Source organism: Marisediminitalea oceani (assembly GCF_003731635.1).
In the GTDB taxonomy this organism is placed as follows: Bacteria; Pseudomonadota; Gammaproteobacteria; order Enterobacterales; family Alteromonadaceae; genus Alteromonas; species Alteromonas oceani.
Genome location: NZ_RCUA01000065.1, coordinates 91,050 through 107,808, shown reverse-complemented (window position 1 = coordinate 107,808; position 16,759 = coordinate 91,050). Strand labels below are relative to the sequence as shown.

The window sequence follows — 16,759 nt, the reverse complement described above, 5'->3', positions numbered from 1 at the left end:
TTAACATGAATTACAAAGCTATCAGCCAGAGTGACTTTTCCCTCGACTACACATCTGGTTTTTCTGGTGCAGCGTTCGACATTGTCGAACCTGCCACCGGCACTGTTTTCGGCAGCGTTAACGCTGCCACAGCCGACGAAGCCAGCACCGTTATCGAACGCTGCAAAGCTGCGCAGCCAGAGTGGGCTGCCAGCACGTTTGAACAGCGGGCGGTTATTTTACGCCGCTTTGCTCAGGCGCTGGAAGACAACGCAGAGCTCATCCATACCTGGAATGCCAGAGAGTGCGGCTCTATTCGCCCGAAAAGCGAATGGGAGTTACAAGCCTGTATTGAGCAAACGTACATGGCGGCCAGCCAGGCCCAGGCACCTAATGGCGAAATCTACCCTTCGACCATGCCGGGACGTAAAAATATGCGCGTACGCATTCCGGTAGGAGTGGTGGGTGTTATTGCACCTTGGAACTTCCCGTTACTGCTGTCGTTACGTGCGGTGCTACCAGCGCTGGCCATGGGTAACGCTGTTGTATTAAAACCGGATCCGCAGAGCTTCTTTACTGGTGGTGTTATCATCAAAGTGTTAATGGACGCTGCCGGTTTACCCGAGGGCGTACTCGGTTTACTGCCCGGAGGCGCTGAGCCAGGCCAGGCGGTTGTGGAACATCCGGCAACCGGAATGATCGCATTTACCGGTTCAACGGCAGTTGGCCGCTCAATTGCCCGCCATTGTGCCGAAACCTTTAAGAAAACATCACTGGAACTGGGCGGCAACAATGCCTTTATCGTACTCGACGATGCCGACATTGACTCCGCATCATCATGTGCTGCCTGGGGCGCGTTTTTGCATCAGGGTCAGATTTGCATGCAGTCAGGCCGTCATATCGTTCATGAAGATATTGCTGGTGCCTATATTAATGCACTGGCCGAGCGCGCCAACAACCTATATGCCGGTAACCCCTTTTCAGAGCAATGCCACCTCGGCCCGTTGATTAACCAGACCCAGGCCGATAAAGTCAAATCACTGATTGATGACTCGGTTGCCATGGGCGCTGAAATCGTGGCCGGCGGAACAGTGGATGGCCGGTTAGTCAGACCTACAGTGCTTAAAAATGTCACACCAGAGATGCCGGTATTTAAGCAGGAAATCTTTGGTCCGGTCGCACCGGTTGTAACCTTTAGAACCGAGCAGGAAGCCATCGCTCTGGCCAACGCGACTGATCTTGGCCTGTCTGCATCGATTCATACCGGTGACAGTGCGAAAGGTGAATACCTGGCCGGACTAATTGACGCTGGCATGGTGCATGTAAACGATCAGACCGTAAATAATGAGTATCACATTCCATTTGGTGGTCTGAAAGACTCTGGTGATGCTGGACGCATTGGCGGTCCGGTAAACCTTGAAGAGTTTACCCACAATAAGTGGATTAGCGTAATGAACAAAGGTATTCAGTACCCGTTTTAACCGCACTCTCCTTCCTGAAAAGCAGGGCCCTAGGCCCTGTTTTTTTATGCGTGCTATTTAGCCAGCCGCTGCTGTAACGCAAAAATAGCGCCGCCTATTATCAGTGCCCAAAAGGCCGACGACAAACCCAGTAACGACAAATCCGAAGCCGTGATCAAAAAGGTACATAAGGCAGCTTCACGTTCTTTGGCCTGAGACAGCGCAGCGGCCAGGGAGCCCTCCAGCGCGCCGAGCAAAGCAATACCGGCAACCATAGCAATAAAGGCCGCAGGAAAGGCCTGAATCACACTCACCAGCGCCGCACTGAACAAACCAAACATGGCATACCAGAACATGGCAACAAATGGCCCGAAATAGCGCTTAGTAGGGTTGGGATGCGCATCACTACCGGTACAAATAGCGGCTGTAATGGCCGACAAATTCACGCCGTGACAGCCGGTTGGCGCAAACAAAATGCTCATAAAACCGCTGCCCGCAACAATTTGATTGGCTGGCGGCGCAAAGCCATCCTGACGTAAAATAGCGATGCCGGTAATAAACTGCCCGCTTAAGGCCACCAACACCAAAGGCACAGACACACTAAATAACGCCGATAAAGAAAAGGAAGGGCTGTACAACTGGGGCACAGATAGCTGCCAGTCAACCGCAGCGAAGGACAACCCCTCGGTTGCCATCAGCACCGCAACACCAGCCACTACGGTTAACATAATCGCATAGCGCGGCAATACCTGACGTAACACAATATAGGCGCCAAACATCACTAAACCCAGCAGCGGTGCGCCGGTCATCTTCGAAAACAACGCCAGGCTGAAATTAACTAATATCCCCGCCAGCAACGCCGCGGCCAGTGATAACGGCAGACGCTTAATTAGCTTCTCAAACCCGCCGCTTAGTCCAAGTATCAACAGCATTGCACCAGACATCAGGTACGCCCCGATGACATCTCCCCACGGCATCCCCGGCACCAACGTCACTAATAAGGCCGAGCCCGGCGCATTCCAGGCAAACAGTACCGGCATTTTGTAACGCAGGCTAAACCAGCCGCATAATAAGCCACTGGCAATCGACATGCCCCAGATCCAGGAGATCAGTACCGCATCGTTTAACCCGGCTGCATCGGCAACCTGAAACAGGATCACCAGAGGCCCGGCATAGCCCATGGTCGAAGCCAGTATACCGGCCACGGCCGCAGACAGTGACCAATCCCCCATACCAGGCAAGGCGATTCGGAAGCGTGTTGGTTGCATAGTAAGACCCCAAAAAAAATGCTGCGGAAACCAAAGAACATGATTTATTCGCAGCATTTTAAGTTATGTAAAAAAATTTCAGACAGCTTACGGCCACTAACCGCAGTCGCCTCCCGCTACAGGCAGGATCGTACCGGTAATATAGCTGGCCTCATCACTGGCCAGATACAAAATGGCCGAAGCCTGTTCATCCAGCGTACCGTAACGGCCCATAAAACTGGTATCTTTGGTCTGGTCAACAATTTGCTGGTACCACACCTTCTCTTCGTCCGACTGGCTGCTTTCGTTGCGCGGCACAATGCGCTGCGGCGCTTCGGTACCACCGGGCGCCGTAGCATTAACGCGAATGTTATATTCAGCGTATTCAAAAGCCAGCGACACCGTTAAAGCATTCACGCCGCCTTTGGCCGCGGCATAAGGTACACGATTGATACCACGGGTTGCCACTGAAGACACGTTAACGATGGCGCCATTACCGCTCTCCAGCATTGCCGGCAGAACTGCCCGGCAACACCACAGGGTTGGGAATAGCGAACGACGTACTTCCTTTTCAATTTCCTGCGGCGCGTAATGGGCATAAGGTTTTGCCCAGATAGTACCGCCCACATTATTGATTAGCTTATCTATGCGACCAAACTGCAGCAGCGCGGCATCCATGGCATTTACTGCACCCTCGTAGGTTTCGAGATCTGCGTTAATAGCAATGGCATCACAGCCGGATTTAACCAGCTCGGCGGCGATATCGTGGATATGCTCAGCCCGGTCGACCAGCGCCAGTTTAGCACCCTCGCTAGCCGCGCGCTGTGCCGCGCGCAGGCCAATCCCCTGACCTGCCCCGGTAACCACCAGCACCTGACCATCAAAACGATGACTCATGCCGCTTCCTCTTTCGGCGTGCTGGGATTAAATTTCTCATAGTGGAATGAATGCGGCTCGGTACCTGAGTCTTTAAAATACTGGCGTACGGCATCCACCATAGGCGGCGGACCACATAAATAAGTATCCGCTTCAACCAGGGCAAATGGCACTGCATCCATGTGGTCAGTCACGAAGCCCTGACGTTCATGGCCGCTTTCGCTGTTTACCACAACCGTAGCATAGCTAAACTGCGGCATAGCCTCGGCAAAGGCTTCCAGCGCATCCAGTTTGACCAGGTCGCTGACATTAGTCACGCCGTACAGTAAAAATACCGGCTGCTGAAGGCCCTCGGCCTGCATATATTCCAGCATTGATAAAATGGGCGCCAGACCGGTACCTCCGGCCAGCATCAGCACCGGCCGTTCAACCGTGCGCAGATAAAAGCTACCCAGCGGGCCGGTTACCGGCAGTTCATCACCTTCGACCGCTGTGTTGCTCAGGTAGCTGCTCATTTTGCCGCCCGGCACATTGCGGATCAGAAAGCTTGCCTCATCACTGCCCGGTAATGAGCTGAACGAGTATGCCCGTGAGTCGTTATCACCCGGAAAGCCGAGGTTGATATACTGCCCCGGCAAAAACGCCAGTGGTTCAGACAGCTTCACATTCAGCTCAATGGTGGTATCAGACAGCGCCTGGACACCAGTAACGGTACTGGTGATAGCCTGCGGGCCAGATGCACAAAGCGAAGACGCGGCGGGGATATATACCACCACATCCGACTCTGGCAACATCTGACAGGTCAGAATAATACCGTCTTCGGCTTCATCGTCGGTAAGCGCCTCGTCGATATATTCATCGCCCAGATCGTACTTGCCCTGCCGACACGTGCCTTTACACGTGCCGCAAACGCCATCGGAGCAATCCATAGGCAATTTAACCTGATGCCGGTAAGCGGCATCCAGTACGGTTTCGCCATCGTTGCAGTCGATAACCCGGGTAACCCCGTCTTCAAAATTAAGTGCGACTTTAAAAGACATAGTAATACTCCCCGTCTTTAAAGGTGATAAACGTCGATAACCTGATTGATATAATCGTTGTTGAGGACGATTTTCTTGCGCGTGATTACCGGTGTATCACCGCTTACATCCAGCGTGCAGTGCGCGGTACCGAAAAACTGCGAGGTCTCGCGATAGCGATGGCTCAAGGTGTTAAAGTTGTAGCGAATATCCATCACGTCACCCTGGTGACTCAAGATCTCCAGGTTCGAGTTCTGATGGGTAGTCCGCGGCTCTGGCATACTCGCACCGGAGCGCTCAGTTTTAATGCGATACACCCGATCTTCCAGACCATTACGGTTCGGATAGTAGATCAGCGAGATCTCTTTATGCGGATCGGCAGTCAGCTGATCGTCGTCATCCCAGGCTGGCATCCAGTATTCACACTTAGGGTGATAACAGCTTAACCACTCATCCCACTGACGATCGTCGAGCAAACGCGCTTCACGAAAAATAAATGCCTGTATTTCCTGATAAGTCATGATTACTGCCTCTTAGTCTTTCTGCACAACGGGGATTTGATTGGCTTTTTCCTGCTCAATGGCAGACAGCATTTCGTTTACCCAATGCTGATGGTGATGCACATACAGACCTTCATCTTCCGGCTTGATCCCGGTAGCTACGGTGTCCATGCCAACCGATTCAGCATACTTATCAGGGCCATTCAGCCAGTGTGCAGCGCCCCGGCTCATATCGTTCCAGCGCATCGCGCGGGCTTCATAGCCCTGCTGACAACCACGGAACTCTTCAAGGTCGTCCGGTGTACCCATGCCCGACACATTAAAGAAGTCTTCATACTGACGCAGACGCTTCTGGCGGTTTTCGGCTGATTCGCTCTTAGGTGCAAAGCAGTAAATCGTCACTTCGGTTTTGTTTACTGAGATAGGTCGCAATACCCGGATCTGGGTAGAGAACTGATCCATGATATACACATTCGGATACAGACACAGGTTACGGGTCTGGTTTACAATGGTATCGGCACGGGCTTCACCCACTTCGCCAATCAGTCGCTCAAATTCACTGAATACTGGGCGAGCCGACGGGTTAGTCAGGCGGGTCCAAAGCATCATGTGGCCGTTCTCAAAGGAGTAAAAACCACCTTCACCAGACCAGCTTTTGGCATCAACCGCTTCGGTCCCGCCTTCGTCATAATTACGGTGGCTCATGGTCGACAGATAGTTCCAGTGAACTGTGCCAACGTGGTAGCCATCGGCACCATTTTCGGCAGTCAGTTTCCAGTTACCCTCATAGGTGTAAGAGGAAGTACCGCGCAATACTTCGATACCTTCCGGATCCTGGTCAACAATGTTGTCGATGACTTTAGTGGTTTCACCCAGGTAAGTTTCCAGCGGCAAAACGTCGGCATTTAAGCTGCCGAACAGGAAACCACGGTACGATTCAAAACGCGCAACATGTTTCAGATCGTGGGAACCGTCGGTGTTAAAGGTTTCAGGATAACCGCCTTTTTTCTGATCGCGGGCTTTGAGTAACTTACCCGAGTTATTAAACGTCCAGCCGTGGAACGGGCAGGTAAACGAGGTTTTATTACCGCGTTTACGGCGGCACAAGGTAGCACCACGGTGTGAGCAGGTATTCAGAATAGCGTTCAGCTCACCGTCTTTATTGCGGGTAATGACCACCGGCTGACGGCCAATACTGGTGGTAAAATAGTCGCCCACTTGTGGGATCTGGCTCTCGTGGGCCAGAAATACCCAGTTGCCCTCAAAGATATGTTTGAGCTCTAAATCAAACAGTTCCTGATCGGTAAAAATGCTCCGATCGCAACGGTAGTGGCCTTTGGCCTCGTCGACTTCAACAGCACCGCGTACGCGCTGCTCCAGTTGATCTAACTTTGTCATATTGATTCCCCCGAATGCGAGCAGGCTTAAGCCTGCTCCGCTGCTGCACGGGCACGAGCGTGCTTGGATTGCTTGTCATCATCGCTGGTCGCTACCAGTGAAATGTTAAATTCCACGTCCAGGTAGTTGTCTTTGAAACCCAGCTCTTTCAGTTTGTCGCTATCGGCGACTGTAGTGGCTTCTACTACTAGTTCATCGCGGGTGGCAAAGGCAAAATCGTCGTAGGTGTATTCATCACCGGCGAGGTTGATTTGGGTAGTCAGGTGTTTAAAGCCCGGCTTCGACACGAAGTAATGGATATGAGCAGGACGGTTGCCGTGACGGCCCAGTGACTCCAGTACTTTCATGGTAGAACCGCCCGGAGGACAGCCGTAACCGCTGGGAACGATACTCTTGGCACGATAGCGTCCTTCAGCGTCGGTGCTGATCCGGCGGCGCAGATTAAACTCGCTCTGCGACGGGTCAAAATGCGAATATGCCCCTTTGACATCGGCATGCCAGATATCCACGATAGCGCCCGCAACCGGCTGGCCGTTTTCGTCGAGTACCTGACCGTGTAGCCACATTTCCTGACCTGGTGACTGACCGTCGTCCATGCGCGCTTCGCCTTCGGTTAACGGTGCGCCTTCAACGTATAGCGGCCCTTCGATGGTACGAGGTGTGCCGCCCAGTTCGCCGGCTGCGGCATCTTTAGCGTCTTCACGAACATCCAGGAAATGGTCGAAGCCCAGACCAGGTGCAAGTAACACGGCTTCGCCGTTAGCGCCCAATTCATTAAGATAATTAACGCCTTGCCAAAACTCTTCCTGAGTAATATCAAGATCTTCAATCATACGGTACACATCGGTAAGGAACCGGTGCATTATCTGTTTAGCCCGTGGGTTACCACCTTCTTTGTCTAAACCAGCTGCTCGCTCGAGCAGTTTTTGTACGTGATCGGTGTTTAAGGTATTAGTTTTAGTCATAGTCGTTATCTCCGAACTACCGGGTGCGGTATTGCTTGCCTGTTGGTGTTTATTTAATTGATGACGGATGCTGACACAGCGGTGTCACCGAAACGTTCATGTAGGGGTACAGCGGTAACGCCATCAGCACATCGTGCAGATGCTGGTTATCCCGCACCTCAAAAATGCTGACATTTGCGTATAAGCCGGCCACCCGCCAAAGGTGTACCCAAATTCCTTCGCGCTGCAGTTCCTCTGCGTAGTTTTTTTCCTTGAGTTTGATCGCGTTGAATTCCTCTTCGCTCAGGTGAGACGGCGGGTTGACGGTCATTTCAACTTTAAAAAGCATGGTTAATCCTTATTAGTTTTTACGGGCGTATTCGCGCAGCTTGTCTTCGTCAAGCTCCACTCCGAGTCCTGGAGTGGCAGGAATATCAACGCCAAATTCATGATAATTAAGAGGAGTTTTTACAATGTCGTCGCGCTGTAATAACGGCCCGAACATTTCGGTGCTGGCTTCGATGGCTGGCAGGGTCGACCACGCATGTAGCGCCGCAACAGTACCAATGGTGCCTTCTAGTAAGGTACCGCCGTAAAGTCCGACACCCGCGGCAGAACACACTGCCGCTGCATCCAGCGCACCAAACAAGCCACCGGCCTTACCTATTTTCAGCGCCACCGAACCAGTGAAGCCGCGGGCCGCCAAATCAAAACAATCGGCACTATCGGCCACTGATTCATCAGCCATCACGCCGATATTGAATTTGTTCGCCAGTCTTACCAGGCTGGCGTAATCTTTTGCCGGCGTAGGCTGTTCTACCCAATCGATACCGGCTTCCTGCAGTGCTGCCATCCCCAGCGCAGCCTGAGACTCGGTCCACGCCTGATTGACATCCACGCGAATGCTTACCGAATCACCTAATGCGGCTTTGATGGCGGCAACGTGAGCGACATCGTCCCGTACACTGCGCGAGCCAATTTTAAGTTTGAAAATGTTGTGACGACGCTCAGCAATCATCTTCTTGGCTTCATAAATGTCTTTGTCGGTATTACCGGATGCCAGTACCCATAAGCACGGTAAGTGAGCATGGCAGGCGCCGCCAAGCAGGCTTGAAACCGGTACACCAAGTTGCTGACCGCGTAAATCGAGCAGCGCAGTTTGTACAGCCGATTTAGCCAGACCATTGCCACGGAACAGCGTATTCAGTTGGTTCATCAGCGCTCTGGGATTGTCGACAGAATTACCTTTAAGGTAAGGCGCGAAGTAACTGTCGATGTTGGTTTTGATACTTTCGGGGCTCTCAGGCCCATAAGCCAAACCACCAATGGTGGTGCCTTCGCCAATGCCCTGACGGCCTTCGCTGTCGGTGATGCGGACAATCACCATGGATTGCACAGCCATGGAAGTCATCGACAACTTGTGCGGTCGTATCGTTGGAATATCGACGATGTAAGTTTGAATTTGTGTTATCATTTCGCTTGTTAAATTTGTGTTGCCATAAAATATCTGGATGTAAACCTACCTATATTTTTTATTAACAACCAATATTGATTTAGTTGGGACTGATACCCGGGAGGTATGGTGGAGTTACGACACCTGCGTTACTTTTGTGCCGTTGCAGAAGCAAAAAATATGACTCGTGCAGCCGAGAAACTGTTTATGGCTCAGCCACCTTTAACAAGGCAGATCAAACAGTTAGAAGAAGAAATGGGCGTTGATTTATTTGAGCGCCAGGCTCGCGGCATCACGCTAACCAAGGCAGGTGAACACTTTTGGAAGCAGGCCCAACTAATACTCGAAAAGTTAGAATCAAGCATTGAGGAAACCCAGCGTATTTATACCGGCGAGAAGCGCCTGTTTCGAATTGGCTTCGTGCCGTCGGTATTTTATGGTCAGTTACCGCTGCTGATCAGACGGCTGCGTCAGACAACCCGAGCCGAGGTTGAACTTCACGAACTCAAAACCGGCGAGCAGGTAGAGGCACTAAAAGCTGGCAGACTGGACATCGGTTTTGGCCGGGTATTAATGCCCAGTGCCGACGAAGATGTCACGCAAACACTGCTGTTTCGTGAGCCCATGCTGGCGGCGTTACCTATCAATCATCCTCTGGCCGGCTCAAAGTTGTCGATGGCGCAACTTGCCGAGTTGCCATTAATACTTTATCCGGCAGGCCCGCCGCCGACCTTTGCCAATATCTGCCGCGATCTGTTCACCAGCCGGGGACTAAAAGTGAAGGTAGCCCAACAGGTAAATGATATTCAGACCGCACTCGGCCTGGTCGCCTCCGAAATGGGCTTTACCCTGGTGCCGGAGCAGGTAAAGCGAATGAATCGCGACGGCGTGGCGTTTGTATCGCTGGAAGAGGAAGGCATTACCAGCCCGGTGATCTGCAGTCAGCGAGCAGAAGCATCAGATGAAATGATGATGGCCGCTATGACCATTGTTAATGAATTAGTACAAAACCGCATTGATGGAAAATACCCCTGATAACACAGGGTCTGCCCGGTACACAGGGTTGCCGGGCGAGTCTTTGATATTGTGTATAAAGTTACTTAGCGGGTATCAGCGCGTATATTCTGTGCCGCCTGCTGCAACACCGGTAAACACTCGTTAGTCAGCGTCTCAAGGCTCACCCGCGAGGCATTGGTACTCACGTTCATTGCCCCAATCAAACCGCCCTTGCCACTGAACACCGGCACCGCTACTGAGCGCAGGCCCTCTTCAAGTTCCTGATCAACAATGTTGTAGCCCTGCTCGCGAGTGACATCTAAAATTTCTTTGAGTGCTTCAGGGGTGGTGACACTGCGGCGGGTATGGGCCGTTAACTGCGCTTCACTAAGCCATACTTTTTGCTCAGCACTGTCGAGCCAGGCCGCCAGCACCCGTCCCATGGAGGTATAAGGCGCAGGCAACCGGGTGCCGGTGGTGATGTTAATTGACATCAGCCGGTGTGAAGCTGGCGACCGGGCAACATAAACCACGTACTGGCCGTCGAGTTTTCCCAGCGAGGCAGACTCGCCAAGACTCAGCGTGATGTCTTTCAGGTAATGTTCAACCACGGCCAGATAGTTATTACTGGCGGTATACGCCTGCCCCAGCGTCAGTACTTTAGGAGTGAGCGCAAACACCCTGCCGTCGCGGCGGATAAAACCCAGGGCATGCAGAGTAAGTAAAAACCGGCGCGCCTTGGCGCGGTCGATGCCCATCCGCTCGGCAACCTGAGTCAGTGTCATCTGCTGATGCTCAGCGTCGAAAGCTGCCAACACTTCCAGCCCGGTGGCCAGGGCGCTTATGTAATCCCTGTGATCAGGGGCGATTTTGTCATCACTCATGGTGTCATTCTCATTTTCGTCTGCGCAATTATTTCTTATTCCGCTGTTAAGTACCAGTTCTCTATTTTTTTCAGCCACATAATCGGAAAAAGTCCGCGCACTGCGCATTTTTTTAACAATTAATTCTTGACCAGCACTGAATAGATCATTTATTTTGTTTGCATTGTGAATTTTAATTCGTACAGCGAACTTTTATTATGGCAGTTTTTACTACTCTTTCACAAGCCATTGCAGATGGTGTGCGCGACGGGCATACCATTGCACTTGAAGGCTTTACTCATTTAATTCCCTTTGCTGCAGGACACGAGATCATCCGTCAGCAACGCCGCAACCTGACCCTTATCCGCATGACTCCGGATCTGATTTACGATCAGCTGGTTGGCGCAGGTTGTGTCAGTAAGCTGGTATTTTCCTGGGGCGGCAACCCGGGAGTAGGTTCGTTACACCGGGTTCGCGATGCCATTGAACACAGCTATCCCCGCCCGGTGGAAATTGAGGAACACAGCCATGCAGCTATGGCTAACGCCTACGAGGCCGGCGCTTCAGGCCTGCCTATGGCGGTATTTCGCGGTTATGTCGGCAGCGACTTAAAAGATGTCAATCCGAATATTAAAACGATTTTTTGCCCGTTCACCGGCGAAGAGCTTGCCGCGGTACCGGCCATTAAGCCCGATATTGGCATTATCCACGCGCAGAAAGCTGACAAAGCCGGCAACGTGCTGCTAGAAGGCATTGTTGGCGTACAAAAAGAAGTTGCACTGTCTTCCCGCCACTGCATTGTCACCGTTGAAGAAATTGTCGATGACCTCGGCGCCGGCCCGAACAGCTGCGTTCTGCCTGCCTGGTCTGTCGATGCTATAGCTACCGTTCCCGGCGGTGCATCCCCGTCTTATGCCCAGGGCTACTATCCGCGCAATAACAGCTACTACAAAGAGTGGGACGGCATTAGCCGTAGCCGCGAAACCTTTAACAAATGGCTGGATGAACAAGTATTTAACGGAGACGCACTATGAGTACTGAGCAATATAGCGCCGCTGAAATGATGACCATTACCGCCGCCCGTGCGCTGCATAACGGCTCCACCTGTTTTGTTGGCATTGGTTTGCCCAGCGAAGCGGCCAACCTGGCGCGGCTGAGCCACGCACCGGACATCACCTTAATTTACGAGTCAGGCACAATCGAAACCAAACCCCGCGTACTGCCTTTATCCATTGGTGACGGTGAGCTGTGTGAGTCGGCCTTAACCACCGTTTCCGTGCCGGAAATGTTCCGCTACTGGCTGCAAGGTGGCCATATTGATGTTGGCTTTTTAGGCACGGCGCAAATTGACCGTTACGCCAACCTCAATACCACTGTTATCGCAGCGAATCACCCGGCAGAGGGTGCCGACGGCGCGCACAGTTACGCAAACCCGAAAGTACGCTTACCGGGTGGCGGTGGTGCACCGGAAATCTCAACCAATGCCAAAGAGGTGATTGTTACTCTTAAGCATTCGGTACGCACCTTTGTTAAAGACGTGGACTTTGTCACTACGTTGGGCTTTGGCCGTGATGGTCAGGCGCGACGAGGCAGAAAAACCATCGGCAAAGGGCCGGTTATGGTGATCACCGACTTGTGTATTCTGCGCCCGGAACCTGAAACCAACGAGCTGATTGTGGTGAGTTTGCACCCTGGCGTAACGAGAGAACAGGTTACCGAGGCAACCGGCTGGGACGTACGTTTCGCCGATGCCTTGCAAACTACCGATCTGCCGAGCCAACGAGAAATTGAAGTATTGCGGGAACTTAAACGGGTTACCGCCGAAGCTCACAATAAAACGGAGAGCGCGTAATGAATGTATATCTTTGTCATCCAAGACGTTCAGCAATTGGTCGCTATGGCGGCGCACTGGCACCGATTCGACCCGATGATCTGTTAGCACAGGTTATTCAGGCGGTGCTAACGCAGTGCCCGGACCTGCCTGCTGACGCCATTGATGATGCCTTTTTTGGTTGTGCCAACCAGGCCGGTGAGGATAACCGTAACGTAGCCAGAATGGCTACACTGCTGGCCGGACTGCCCCATTCGGTACCAGCCACAACCATTAACCGCTTGTGCGGTTCCGGCATGGATGCCGTAGGCCTGGCTTATCGCAGTATTGTGACGGGTGATTCCGATCTGATTTTAGCCGGTGGTGTTGAATCCATGTCACGGGCGCCGTTTGTAATGGGCAAATCCAGCGGGCCGTACGACCGTAGCCAGAAATTGGAAGATACCACCATGGGCTGGCGCTTCATTAACCCGGCCCTTAAAAAGCAATATGGTACCGAGACCATGCCGGAAACCGCAGAGAATGTGGCAGAACGTTATGGGATAAGTCGTGAAGCCCAGGATGTGTTTGCCAGTCAGTCTCAGCAAAAGGCCGCTGCCGCTCAGGAATCCGGGCGTTTTGCCAAAGAGATTGTGCCGGTAAGCTATCAGCCACGAAAAGGTGATCCGGTCATCATCGATAAAGATGAACACCTGCGTCCGCAAACCACACTGGAAGCGCTGGCAAAACTGAAAGCGCCCTTCCGGGAAAATGGCAGTGTAACCGCGGGCAATGCCTCCGGCATCAACGATGGTGCTGCGGCTATGCTGGTCGCCAGTGAAAGTGCAGTAAAACGCTACAACCTGGTGCCTGTTGCGCAAATCAAGGGCATGGCGACGGCCGGTGTTGAACCGTCGGTGATGGGCATTGGCCCTGTACCGGCAGTGCAGAAATTACTTGCTAAACAGCAGCTAAGCCTTGACGATATCGGCATAATAGAACTAAACGAAGCGTTTGCCGCACAGGCGCTTGGTTGTTTGCAGGAGCTGGGGCTGAGTGCTGATGACAGTCGCGTAAACCCTAACGGCGGTGCGATTGCTCTGGGCCATCCGCTGGGCATGTCTGGTGCACGTTTACTGCAAACGGCAGCGCTGCAGTTTGAAGAATCATCTGCCGAGTACGCCTTATGCAGCATGTGCATTGGCGTGGGTCAGGGTATCGCCACACTTTTAAAACGGGTTTAGGACATCGTTATGCCAGTATCAACGCAACAAGGTATTCATTACCAGTTTATCGACAATCCAGGCAAACCAACGGTGGTATTAGCCCACCCGCTGGGCATGAATATGCACGTGTGGGATTACCTGGTGCCCGACCTGACCACCAATTTCAGCATTCTGCGCTTTGACCTAGCCGGACACGGTGACAGCACGCCATACAGTGCCGATACCACCAGTCTGGAAGACTCACGCCTGGTTGATGATCTGCTACAGCTTTGCGATGAGCTGGGCATAGCAACCTTTCACTTTGTGGGAACCTCTATTGGCGGCATGTTAGGTCAGCAGCTATTGGCGTCGGCCAGTGAACGCCTGCTTAGCGCCACGTTAACTAACACGGGTATGAAAATTGGTAGCCGGGAGGGCTGGCTGGACCGCCAGGCCAAGGTGATGCAGCAAAGTCTTAGCACCCTGGCCCCGAGCCTGGTAACCCGCTGGTTCAGCCCACAAAGTTCAGAACGTTACCCTAACCTGCTGTCTCAATGGGCTTCCCTGCTGGCCAGGACTGACGATCATTCCTACGGGTTATTGTGTGCCTGGTTGGGGGAACAGGATATGAGCAAGTCTCTGAAAGCCACCGATATTCCGGTACTACTGATTGCCGGTGAAGACGATGTGGCGACCCCAACCTCAGATCTTATCGCGCTGGGTAAAGCACTCAACCAACCTGTTGCCGAGCTTAAACAAACCGGCCATGTGCCTTCGCTGGAGTCGAGTCGCGAATTTACCCAGCTGGTGCGTGATCACCTGACTTCCGTTAAATAGCTCCGCATTGATAAAAGCGATATGTGAGCCCGGGCAGCATAGCTAAAGCCCGGGTAAGCTTTTTTTGCACTCGTAACTACCAGTAGTTGAGTAACTCAAAATCCTGCTCAGCGTCGTCGATAAAGGCCTGATAAATACGTTTTCGCTGCGAACTTTCCGGCACAAAAATGTAGCAAGGCGGACGAGGTACAGACTCCTGCAACTCAAACCACAACTTATCCAGCGACTCTTTTCCGGGCACCACGTAAGTCTCACCCCATGTGGTGGTATAGATAACGGTCACTTCATCCACGGTGGGCTTGAGGCGACTGGAGGTAAAATTGACCACCGCCATACAGGCCTTTATTTGCATCGGGCTTAACAGGGCTTCCCGTGGAATGGCATTCACCCGTACCGGGCCGAAGATCTTGCCAAAATGCTTGATCAGGGCATGAATGTCGCTGTCGGTAACCGGATCAGTATCGTAATCGAGTAACACTGTGGTACTGATATCGATAACGCGATTACACACGCACCACAAAATGAGCCTTACAGGCGATTCGGCCACACTAATGCGGGCTTTTTCCTGGTTCTTACCAAGCACGCCGAGCTGATCGTCGTAGTAGGCTGCCCAGACCTGCTGACCATTTTTACGCCGGTGCTGTTTAATGGTAATCACCGGGCAGAATACTTTGTCGTCAAAGCCGATGCGTAAAAATTCCAGCTTGTGCTCTTTTTTGGAATAAAACGTATCGAGGCGACGGCCCAATACGGCCATATCTTCACGACTGACCGACTGATTATCCATTTGCAGCTGCGAGGACATGCGCCGGTAGCAATAAATTAAGAAACGGTGAATTTTGCGGCTTAGCTGGACTAACTCGGTGAGCGACCAGTTATGGGAATTATCCAGATGGCGGATCTGACTCTTGGTCCAGCCCCACTGTTTAACCAGACCAGCAATAATGCGCCGTTTAAAGGTAATATCACTTTCTGCCACGGGCTGGCTGAGCTGGCAATTGCACTTAATATAGAGGCACTGCTGTAGCAGCAGTACGGTTTCCGGTTCGTTGACCGCCTGATAATGGCTCAGCAGTTGATCAAACATCAAAGCGTAGGGATCGATATTGGCCACGTTGCCCGGCGCTTCATCGCCATGATGAACCCGTTTTTTAAGCAGGTTACACAATGGCTGCTCTTGCTCCAGATTCTCCAGAAACACTTCCAGCTTGGCCATTTTTAAAACGGATTTAAATGGCGAGTCGATAGCTTTACCCAACTGCCAAATGGCCGCGCCAAACAATTCCTTAATATCCAGCTTGTCGAGATGCCCCAGATCCATAAACCAGTTGGGATCCGGTGAGCCGCCCTCCTCAAGAGCATTCAGCAGCGAATAATACTGCTGTTCGGTAGTAGCGTCGGGGGTTAGCCACCAGAACGGTGCCTTACCTGCCACCACGATATTAGTGGTATAAAACTCGGATTTTAAGAACACGGCCTGAGCCGACCCGGCGCTTTCTCCCTCGGCTACGCCAAAATCATTGTTTCTGACTTTTTCGATATCCGACAGGAAAAAATGGACTTCGATGTCATAACAACTCATCGCCCAGTCTTCAATAGCGTGGAGTTTACGCTGCATGGCATCCAGCGACGCTGCATTCAGTTTATCGCCATCCACGCAAACCCAGTAATCAAAGTCAGACTTCTCAGATTGCGCGATGGTGCCAATACTGCCCATTAACACCAAAGCGTCGATGGCTCGCTGGCGAGGCCAGACAGACTTGATGTCATCAAATAAGTCATGATGCTGAGGAAAAACAATAAACAACGCGTCTTTTATTTCGTCACGAAAACTGAAGTTATTCAGGCCATAAAAGAGCTCTGCATCGGCATCGACATAACCGGGAAGTTCAGGATGATTAACATGCAGTAAAAAAGGGATGACATGAAACAGCGGCCGGCGCTCTGGCGGCAATAACGCCTGCGCCCGCTCGATACGGGCCTTGTTATAACGAAGTACCCGCAATAACCGAATTGTCAGGTTTTGCTGAATTGTAAGCGATGGCTGTGAACTCATTGCACCACATTTATCCTTAAATACTCGTTAAAGGATAGTCATTTTATTGCAGTCTGCTAAGACTCTGCCAACATTGTGCAGGAAAGCCTGTGTTCCGGCCACCATTGCCATCTGCC

Annotated in this window: 16 protein-coding genes; 6 read left to right on the top strand and 10 right to left on the bottom strand. The window is 52.1% G+C overall.

Annotation, left to right across the window (positions count from 1 at the left end; genetic code table 11):
- The first annotated feature begins 5 nt into the window (after positions 1-5).
- Positions 6-1,460 carry an aldehyde dehydrogenase family protein gene (locus D9T21_RS16615; protein WP_123326146.1) on the top strand — a complete coding sequence of 485 codons (1,455 nt, stop codon included), beginning with the start codon at positions 6-8 and terminating at the stop codon, positions 1,458-1,460.
- A 53-nt stretch (positions 1,461-1,513) separates the two neighbouring features.
- Here D9T21_RS16615 and D9T21_RS16610 read toward each other — a convergent pair whose 3' ends face one another.
- From D9T21_RS16610 to D9T21_RS16575, 8 genes are all read right to left on the bottom strand, one after another.
- Complete coding sequence (locus tag D9T21_RS16610; protein WP_241155740.1) at positions 1,514-2,707, bottom strand: benzoate/H(+) symporter BenE family transporter; 1,194 nt, start codon at positions 2,705-2,707, stop codon at positions 1,514-1,516.
- A gap of 96 nt (positions 2,708-2,803) precedes the next feature.
- A complete protein-coding gene (locus tag D9T21_RS16605; RefSeq protein WP_123326142.1) occupies positions 2,804-3,583 on the bottom strand; it encodes a 1,6-dihydroxycyclohexa-2,4-diene-1-carboxylate dehydrogenase in 780 nt (259 codons plus the stop codon).
- On the bottom strand, positions 3,580-4,602 hold the full coding sequence (gene benC, locus D9T21_RS16600; RefSeq protein WP_123326140.1) for a benzoate 1,2-dioxygenase electron transfer component BenC: 1,023 nt from the start codon (positions 4,600-4,602) through the stop codon (positions 3,580-3,582). The genes D9T21_RS16605 and benC overlap by 4 nt, the downstream gene beginning before the upstream one ends.
- Positions 4,603-4,619: 17 nt before the next feature.
- Complete coding sequence (gene benB, locus D9T21_RS16595; RefSeq protein ID WP_123326138.1) at positions 4,620-5,102, bottom strand: benzoate 1,2-dioxygenase small subunit; 483 nt, start codon at positions 5,100-5,102, stop codon at positions 4,620-4,622.
- A gap of 12 nt (positions 5,103-5,114) precedes the next feature.
- On the bottom strand, positions 5,115-6,479 hold the full coding sequence (locus D9T21_RS16590; protein WP_123326136.1) for an SRPBCC family protein: 1,365 nt from the start codon (positions 6,477-6,479) through the stop codon (positions 5,115-5,117).
- A gap of 26 nt (positions 6,480-6,505) precedes the next feature.
- Entirely contained in the window at positions 6,506-7,444 is a 939-nt protein-coding gene (gene catA / locus D9T21_RS16585) for a catechol 1,2-dioxygenase (protein ID WP_123326134.1), read from the bottom strand.
- A 49-nt stretch (positions 7,445-7,493) separates the two neighbouring features.
- Complete coding sequence (catC, locus tag D9T21_RS16580; protein ID WP_123326132.1) at positions 7,494-7,772, bottom strand: muconolactone Delta-isomerase; 279 nt, start codon at positions 7,770-7,772, stop codon at positions 7,494-7,496.
- A gap of 12 nt (positions 7,773-7,784) precedes the next feature.
- The gene (locus tag D9T21_RS16575) at positions 7,785-8,897 is read right to left on the bottom strand and encodes a muconate/chloromuconate family cycloisomerase (protein ID WP_123326130.1); all 1,113 of its coding nucleotides are present in this window, start codon (positions 8,895-8,897) and stop codon (positions 7,785-7,787) included.
- Positions 8,898-9,002: 105 nt separating this feature from the next.
- On the opposite strand from D9T21_RS16575, the gene D9T21_RS16570 reads away from it, so the two are divergent.
- A complete protein-coding gene (locus tag D9T21_RS16570; protein WP_277423861.1) occupies positions 9,003-9,911 on the top strand; it encodes a LysR family transcriptional regulator in 909 nt (302 codons plus the stop codon).
- Positions 9,912-9,976: 65 nt separating this feature from the next.
- On the opposite strand, the gene D9T21_RS16565 is transcribed toward D9T21_RS16570, so the two are convergent.
- Positions 9,977-10,756, bottom strand: a complete 780-nt coding sequence (locus tag D9T21_RS16565; RefSeq protein ID WP_123326224.1) for an IclR family transcriptional regulator domain-containing protein — start codon at positions 10,754-10,756, stop codon at positions 9,977-9,979.
- Positions 10,757-10,953: 197 nt separating this feature from the next.
- On the opposite strand from D9T21_RS16565, the gene D9T21_RS16560 reads away from it, so the two are divergent.
- From D9T21_RS16560 to D9T21_RS16545, 4 genes are read left to right on the top strand one after another with little or no spacing between them, the layout of a single operon-like run.
- Positions 10,954-11,769: a CoA transferase subunit A gene (locus tag D9T21_RS16560; protein ID WP_123326128.1), complete on the top strand. Its 816-nt coding sequence runs from the start codon at positions 10,954-10,956 to the stop codon at positions 11,767-11,769.
- Positions 11,766-12,587, top strand: a complete 822-nt coding sequence (locus D9T21_RS16555) for a CoA-transferase subunit beta (RefSeq protein WP_123326126.1) — start codon at positions 11,766-11,768, stop codon at positions 12,585-12,587. The genes D9T21_RS16560 and D9T21_RS16555 overlap by 4 nt, the downstream gene beginning before the upstream one ends.
- A complete protein-coding gene (gene pcaF, locus D9T21_RS16550; RefSeq protein WP_123326124.1) occupies positions 12,587-13,789 on the top strand; it encodes a 3-oxoadipyl-CoA thiolase in 1,203 nt (400 codons plus the stop codon). The genes D9T21_RS16555 and pcaF overlap by 1 nt, the downstream gene beginning before the upstream one ends.
- A 9-nt stretch (positions 13,790-13,798) precedes the next feature.
- Positions 13,799-14,587, top strand: coding sequence for an alpha/beta fold hydrolase (locus D9T21_RS16545; protein ID WP_123326122.1), 789 nt, complete (start codon positions 13,799-13,801; stop codon positions 14,585-14,587).
- 76 nt (positions 14,588-14,663) lie between these two features.
- Here the strand turns inward: D9T21_RS16545 and D9T21_RS16540 are convergent, their stop codons facing one another.
- Complete coding sequence (locus tag D9T21_RS16540; protein ID WP_123326120.1) at positions 14,664-16,643, bottom strand: class I adenylate cyclase; 1,980 nt, start codon at positions 16,641-16,643, stop codon at positions 14,664-14,666.
- Positions 16,644-16,759: the final 116 nt, after the last annotated feature.